Here is a 6,523-nt window from a genome sequence, read left to right as displayed (position 1 = left end):
TGTATATCTATTAGATGCATTATTAGATCTACCTTCTCATAAACGAATCGAGCCCTACTGTGCCAGTGAAATTATTAGGCATGTTACATCTGTGAGTTATGCTAAGGCAGCAGAAGCTTCTACTCCAACTAAACTTTCACGGCAGTCTGTAAAGAATTTAGTGCATAGCCTGCCAACGCCACCGACTACACTGCAAACAGATCTAGAACCAAAGTCTGCTGAAACTTTGTATATTGAAGTGGACGAAGATCATGTAAGCTTGCAAACTGGTAAGAATATTAATATGAAGTTGGCTACTGTATATACGGACAAAGTAGATGTGGGTTCTAACCGGATGGAATTAGTCGAAAAACATTCTTTCGCGGGATTAGAAACACCTGAAGAGTTTTGGATGCAGATAGACAGCTACTTGGCAGAAGCGTATGTGGGTAGCCCTAAGGTGTATATTATTGGCGATGGTGCTAGGTGGATTAAACGGGGCCTAGAGGTGCTTCCAAACAGTGAGTTTATTTTAGATAGATTTCATCTATTTAAATATATGACAAAGATTTGTGGAAAACGGAGCCGAAAAGAGGTGTTTGCAAGCTTAGAAACCAATGATAAAGTAAGATTTGAAACCTATGTAGAAAAAATGAAAGAAACCTATCCACATCGTATGAAGCAGATTGTAGAAGGTGCTACGTACATTGAGAACCAATGGGATTACGCACGGGCTAGCCTGCTTAGACCTGATATTCGTAGCAGTACAGAAGCACATGTGAGTCATATTTTATCTGCACGATTAAGCTCGCGCCCACTAGGTTGGAGCGAAAAAGGGGCTCAAACGATCGCTAAGCTACGTGTACTAGCCGATAACAATGAATCTATCCAAGAGTTCGTGATGAAAGCATACAGAGGCGATAGCTTCAATTATTTCGATGATGTAGAAACGTCCAAAGTTCTATCTTCTGTGAAAGCAGCCGCTAGGAAACAGTGGAAGCCATATCCATATATTACGTACTCTTCAACACCTAGAACTGCAATCCCAGGTGTAGAAAAGAAAAGTAACGGATGGTTACAAGCAATTAAACATGGTGGACGCAGGATTCTTTAGTAACGAGGAACCCTCTATTAAAGCTAGGCAATTATTTTTCCAACAAAAAGTTGACACCGTCATATTTACATATGTGGTTGACAATAATAAGAAAAATGAGTAGTATTTATGGGAATTAACAAATGTCACACTTTGAGTAGATATTTAATCTTATATTTCTTAAACACTTTTGTAAGTAAGAAATTTCTTTCATAATAGAAATAAAAGAATTGAATGTATAGTGTGATTGTTAGATAGCTGAATAAGTCATTCAAACTAAAGGAGATGGTAGTATGATCGACATTTTAGATCGTGTGCAAGGCGCAGCGTTGCAAGCAAAAATTACTACAGCAGAAGAAGCAGCTAAATTGATTAATCCAGGAGACCATGTAGGTATCAGTGGTTTTACACCATCTGGTTATCCTAAAGCAGTGCCTTTGGCGCTTGCAAAACGCATGGAAACAGATCCTTTCCAAATCGATCTTTGGACTGGTGCATCAGTTGGTGATGAAGCAGACGGAGCATTAACTCGTGTGAACGGTATTCGCCGTCGTTTCCCATATCAAACAAATAACGATACTCGTAAAGCTTTAAATAGCCAAAAAATTCGTTACATTGATATGCACCTTAGCCAAATGGCACAACAAATTCGTTATGGTTTCTTCGGTGACACTGACGTAGCAATCATTGAAGCGGTTTGTATCCGTGAAGATGGCGGTATCGTTCCAAGTACATCCGTTGGTAACTCTCCAACATTTGTTAGCCAAGCTAAAAAAGTTATCGTAGAGGTGAACGTATCTCAACCAATGTCTTTGGTAGGTATGCATGATATCTATGAACCACAAGATCCTCCATATCGTGAGCCATTCCCAATCAAAGCGGCTGGTGATCGTATCGGAACGGATTACATTCCATGTGACCCTGCAAAAATCGTAGCTATCGTTCCATGTGATGTACCTGACACAACTCGTCCATTAGCACCAATCGATGATGATGCAAAAGCGATGAGTCAACACTTGATTAACTTCTTTTTAGAAGAAGTAAAAGCAGGTCGTTTGCCTGAAAACTTATTGCCATTACAATCTGGCGTAGGTTCTGTAGCAAATGCTGTTGTGTCTGGCTTGGCTGAAGGTCCTTTCACAAACTTATCTATTTTCACAGAAGTTATCCAAGATGGTATGTTGGACTTAATCGACGCAGGTAAAGTAACAGATTGCTCTGGTACTGCATTGTCCCCATCCCCAGATGGATTGAAACGCTTCTATGACAATATCGACAAATATAGCAAACATATTCTCTTGCGCCCACAAGAGATTTCCAATAATCCTGGCTTAGCTCGTAGACTTGGTGTAATTACTATGAATACAGCTATCGAATTCGATATCTTCGGCAATGTAAACTCTACTCATATCATGGGTAGCAAAATGATGAATGGTATCGGTGGTTCCGGGGACTTCACTCGAAATGGTTATATCTCCATTTTCTGTACGAACTCTGTAGCAAAAGGCGGAGACATTAGTTCTATCGTTCCTTTTGTATCTCACATTGACCATACAGAACATGATGTACAAGTATTCTGTACAGAACAAGGTATTGCCGATGTTCGTGGTTTGGCTCCAATTGAAAGAGCATATAAAATCATTGAAAACTGTGCTCACCCAGACTACAAACAAGAATTACTTAACTACCTCGAAAGAGCAATTGAAAAGACTAATGGCGCCCATACACCTATCTTATTAGATGAAGCTCTTTCTTGGCATAAACGCTTCACTGAAACAGGAAGCATGAAAAAACAAGGTTAATTTTATAGGAGGATGATGACATGGCTAATGACAACTTAAAAGCCAAACTTGCTGAATATGATGCAGCGTACGCTAAAAACTGTGAGAAAGTACCTGCTCGTCAAAACTTACCTGAACAACCGGTATACACACCGCTTGATTTAGAAGGTTTTGATTATGAACGTGATCTTGGATTCCCAGGATTCTATCCTTATACTCGTGGTGTGCAACCTACTATGTACCGTGGTCGTTTCTGGACGATGCGTATGTACGCTGGTTTCGCAACTGCTGAAGAGTCCAACAAACGTTACCGTTACTTAATCGAGTCTGGTGCAACAGGTCTTTCTTGCGCATTCGACTTACCAACACAAATCGGTTATGACTCTGACGACGTTATGGCTGAAGGTGAAGTTGGTAAAGTAGGTGTTGCGATTGACTCCTTAAAAGATATGGAAATCTTGTTCCAAGGTATCGACTTAGGTAAAGTTTCCACATCTATGACAATCAACGCTCCTGCATCTGTACTTCTTGCTATGTACATTGCAGTTGCTGAAAAACAAGGTGTACCTTCCACTGAACTTCGTGGTACAATTCAAAATGATATTTTGAAAGAGTACGCAGCTCGCGGAACTTACATCTTCCCTCCAAAACCATCCATGCGTTTAATCACTAATATTTTCGAATATTGCTCTCAATATGTGCCAAAATGGAATACTATCTCCATCTCCGGTTACCATATTCGTGAAGCGGGTTCCACTGCTGCGCAAGAAATCGCTTTCACAATTGCTGATGGTATTGCATACATCGAAGCAGCTCTTAAAGCTGGCTTAGAAGTTGACGATTTCGCAGGTCGTTTATCCTTCTTCTGGAATGCACACAATAACGTATTAGAAGAAGTTGCGAAATTCCGTGCATCCCGTCGTCTATGGGCACATATCTTGAAAGAACGTTTTGGTGCTAAAAAACCTAAATCCATGATGTTACGTGTACATACTCAAACAGCTGGTTCCATGTTGACTGCACAACAAGTTGACAACAACATCGTTCGTGTTGCTCTTCAAACTGCAGCAGCTGTAATGGGTGGTACTCAATCCTTACATACTAACTCTCGCGACGAAGCATTGGCTCTTCCAACAGAAGCATCTGTACAAATCGCTCTCCGTACACAACAAATTGTTGCTTACGAATCTGGTTTAGCTGACGTAGTTGACCCATTGGGCGGTTCCTACTATGTAGAAGCTATGACAAATGCTATCTATGAAGAAGCTAAAGCATACATTCAAAAAATCGATGAAATGGGTGGCGCTGTTGAAGCTATCGAAAAAGGTTACATCCAAAAAGAAATCCAAGAGTCTGCTTATAAATGGCAAATGGAAGTGGAATCTGGCCTTCGTACAATCGTAGGTGTTAACAAATTCCAAGTAGAGGAAAAACCAGTTGAAGGTCTTCTTCGTATCGATGCTTCTGTAGGTATCAACCAATCCAAGAAAACACAACAAGTTCGTGCAGACCGCGATCAAGCAGCAGTTGATGCTGCATTAGCAGCATTAAAAGCTGGTGCAGAAGATGAATCTGTAAACTTGATGCCATTAATCTTGGCTGCCGTTAAAACATATGCTACATTAGGTGAAATTTGTAACGTATTGCGCGGCGTATTCGGTGAATACCAAGCTCATTCCACATTATAATTAATCGAACCTATTTGGAGGTATAACATCATGGCAGAAAAACGTATCAGAGTAATTGTAGCAAAACCAGGTCTTGATGGTCATGACCGTGGTGCAAAAGTAGTAGCACGTGCACTTCGCGATGCTGGTTTCGAAGTTATCTACACAGGTCTTCGTCAAACTCCAGAACAAATCGTTGAAGCAGCCCTTTCTGAAGACGTTAACGTAGTTGCGTTATCTCTTCTTTCTGGCGCGCACAATACATTGTTCCCTAAAATCGTTGAAATGCTTAAAGAAAAAGGCATGGGTGACGTATTAGTAGTTGGTGGTGGCGTTATTCCTGACGCTGATATCCCTGGTTTAAAAGAAGCTGGCGTTTCCGCAGTATTCACACCAGGCACTCCAACAGCTGATGTAATTGAGTTCATCAAAGCAAACGTAAAATAATATACTAGGGCTAGGCTCGGGCATGCTTGTTCGAGCCTAGGCGTATATGCTTGGGACGGTGACAATATGGATTTAATCAAAGAACTAATAGAAGGTTCTCGTCTTGCATTGGCTCGGTCCATAACGGCTGTAGAAAATGAATATGATAATGCTATTGACATTATGAAAGCCATCTATCCACGTACTGGTAAAGCTCGCATCTTGGGTATCACAGGTGCCCCAGGGGCAGGTAAAAGTACGTTGACAGATAAAGTGGTTAAGCATTATCTAGAACAAGGTAAGAGAATCGGCATCGTGGCTGTTGACCCAACTAGTCCATTCTCAGGCGGTGCTATTTTAGGTGACCGTATACGGATGAATGATTTGACATTGAATGAAAATGTATTTATCCGAAGCATGGGTACTCGTGGTAGCCTAGGTGGATTATCTAAAAAAACAGCAGATGTTGTTAAATTAATGGATGCATTTGGCATGGATCTTGTTATTATCGAAACCGTAGGGGTAGGACAATCCGAAGTAGATATCGTAAAAAATGCAGATACTACATTGGTTGTGCTGGTTCCTGGTTTAGGTGATGATATCCAAGCTATTAAAGCGGGCATTTTAGAAATTGGCGATGTATTTGCTATCAATAAAGCAGACCGCGATGGCTGTGACAAGCTTAATGTGGAAATCGAAATGATGTTGGATTTAGATTCTCGTGAACTCGATTGGAGACCTCCAATTAAGAGAACTATCGCAAGCAAAGATGAAGGTGTTGATGAATTGGTGGAAGCACTAGATGAACACTTTGAATATCTTGAAGATAGCGGAGAATTAGCTGCTCGCCGTGCAGAACGTACACGTGACGAGTTAGTAGCCATGATCAATGAACAAATTATGCGCTATGTCCATGAACATGTTGTAGAAAGTGATGCTTTCAAACAAGATGTAGCAGCAGTCAATACAAGAACGAACGACCCTTATAGTGTTGTTAACGCGGTATTAGAAAAATCATTAAAAAGATAATTTTAAGAATGAAAAAAATCTAATAACGTGGTATCATATAAGTAATCGAAAGATGACAAAAATCACTTTCGAGTTGCAGCTCATTTGAAAGGAGAGTTATTATGGCATTCAAAGTATTACAAGTGGACCACATCGGTATCGGTGTATCTGACTTGGCAGCAACAAAAGAGTTTTATAAAAACGCACTTGGTATGGAACATCTTCCTGAAGATGAAGTAGTTGAAGAACAAAAAGTAAAAGTAAGCTTCTTCCCTTGTGGTGATGCTGAACTTGAGTTCTTAGAATCTACAACTCCAGATGGTCCTATCGGTCGTTTCATCGAAAAAAATGGTGGCCGTAATGGTATCCAACACGTAGCACTTCGCGTTGATGACATCAAAGCAGCGATTGCTGACTTAAAAGCAAAAGGTGTTCAATTAATCGACGAAGAACCTCGCTATGGTGCTGGTGGATCTGCAATCGCATTCCTTCATCCAAAAGCTACTGGCGGTGTTTTGTTAGAACTTTGCCAACGCATGAAATAATAAACTATATCCGTAATTATTCTA

The 6,523-nt window shown here is 40.5% G+C and carries 6 protein-coding genes; all 6 read left to right on the top strand.

Annotated features, from left to right (window positions below; genetic code table 11):
- On the top strand, window positions 1-1,093 hold a 1,093-nt coding region (locus tag EO125_RS08745), incomplete at its 5' end, for an ISLre2 family transposase (protein WP_127148557.1).
- A 272-nt stretch (window positions 1,094-1,365) separates the two neighbouring features.
- Window positions 1,366-2,874: an acetyl-CoA hydrolase/transferase family protein gene (locus tag EO125_RS08740; protein WP_127148556.1), complete on the top strand. Its 1,509-nt coding sequence runs from the start codon at window positions 1,366-1,368 to the stop codon at window positions 2,872-2,874.
- Window positions 2,875-2,894: 20 nt separating this feature from the next.
- Window positions 2,895-4,541, top strand: a complete 1,647-nt coding sequence (locus tag EO125_RS08735) for a methylmalonyl-CoA mutase (RefSeq protein ID WP_062401070.1) — start codon at window positions 2,895-2,897, stop codon at window positions 4,539-4,541.
- Between the two features lie 30 nt (window positions 4,542-4,571).
- Window positions 4,572-4,967 carry a cobalamin B12-binding domain-containing protein gene (locus tag EO125_RS08730; protein WP_009352817.1) on the top strand — a complete coding sequence of 132 codons (396 nt, stop codon included), beginning with the start codon at window positions 4,572-4,574 and terminating at the stop codon, window positions 4,965-4,967.
- 66 nt (window positions 4,968-5,033) lie between these two features.
- Window positions 5,034-5,975, top strand: coding sequence for a methylmalonyl Co-A mutase-associated GTPase MeaB (gene meaB, locus EO125_RS08725; protein WP_127148555.1), 942 nt, complete (start codon window positions 5,034-5,036; stop codon window positions 5,973-5,975).
- A 101-nt stretch (window positions 5,976-6,076) separates the two neighbouring features.
- Window positions 6,077-6,499: a methylmalonyl-CoA epimerase gene (gene mce / locus EO125_RS08720; protein ID WP_009352819.1), complete on the top strand. Its 423-nt coding sequence runs from the start codon at window positions 6,077-6,079 to the stop codon at window positions 6,497-6,499.
- Window positions 6,500-6,523: the final 24 nt, after the last annotated feature.

Origin of the sequence: Veillonella sp. VA139, from assembly GCF_003992005.1 — a bacterium.
In the GTDB taxonomy this organism is placed as follows: domain Bacteria; phylum Bacillota; class Negativicutes; order Veillonellales; family Veillonellaceae; genus F0422.
The sequence above is the reverse complement of the archived record's forward strand: the minus strand, read 5'-3'. Positions and strand labels throughout refer to the sequence as shown.

What these genes read in the sequence shown, in the direction of transcription:
- EO125_RS08730 (WP_009352817.1), top strand. Translation starts at nt 4,572, where the DNA reads ATGGCAGAAAAACGTATCAGAGTAATTGTAGCAAAACCAGGTCTTGAT.
- meaB (WP_127148555.1), top strand. Translation starts at nt 5,034, where the DNA reads ATGGATTTAATCAAAGAACTAATAGAAGGTTCTCGTCTTGCATTGGCT.
- mce (WP_009352819.1), top strand. Translation starts at nt 6,077, where the DNA reads ATGGCATTCAAAGTATTACAAGTGGACCACATCGGTATCGGTGTATCT.
- EO125_RS08740 (WP_127148556.1), top strand. Translation starts at nt 1,366, where the DNA reads ATGATCGACATTTTAGATCGTGTGCAAGGCGCAGCGTTGCAAGCAAAA.
- EO125_RS08735 (WP_062401070.1), top strand. Translation starts at nt 2,895, where the DNA reads ATGGCTAATGACAACTTAAAAGCCAAACTTGCTGAATATGATGCAGCG.